Source organism: Vibrio sp. 1288, from assembly GCF_033344475.1.
The window spans coordinates 1-535 of sequence record NZ_JAWPOX010001034.1; the positions used below are offsets into that span (position 1 = coordinate 1).

1 protein-coding gene is annotated in these 535 nt (G+C 47.1%); it reads right to left on the reverse strand.

Annotation, left to right across the window (positions count from 1 at the left end; genetic code table 11):
* Positions 1–535: ABC transporter substrate-binding protein (locus tag R8O11_RS30760; RefSeq protein ID WP_318195326.1), on the reverse strand; the 535-nt coding region annotated here is incomplete at both ends.

The window sequence follows — 535 nt, forward strand, 5'->3', positions numbered from 1 at the left end:
ACGTTGGTGATCGTTTGGCGCTACTGGGTGAATCATATCGACGCCACCAGAAAGAAGCGCAGCCACACGAGTCGCGTCTTCTTTGATTGGTACTAGCGTTAGCTTATCAACGTTACCTTTCGACGCTTTATCCCAGTAATCTTTGAAGCGTTCAAATTCCACTTTTACGCCTTGTTCACGTGATGTCACGATGAATGGGCCAGTACCGGAAACGTGAGTCGATGCAAATGAATTACCGTGCTTCACTAGTTCAGACTTGTCTTTGCCGTCTTCTGTCTTACCTGAGTAGAACTTGCTGTCCATAGGGAAGATGTACGTCGCCGTTTGCAGAACAAGTGGGTATGGACCTTTAGTAACCAAATCGAACGTGTAGTCATCCACTTTTACGATTTTCTCGTACGGGTCGAAGATCGCTTTAAAGTCTGGAGAGCTTTGTAGACGCTCAAATGTCCACACCACATCATCCGCTGTTAGCGAGTTACCAGAGTGGAACTTCACGCCTTCACGCAGTTTGAAGCGTACCGTTGTGTCGTTA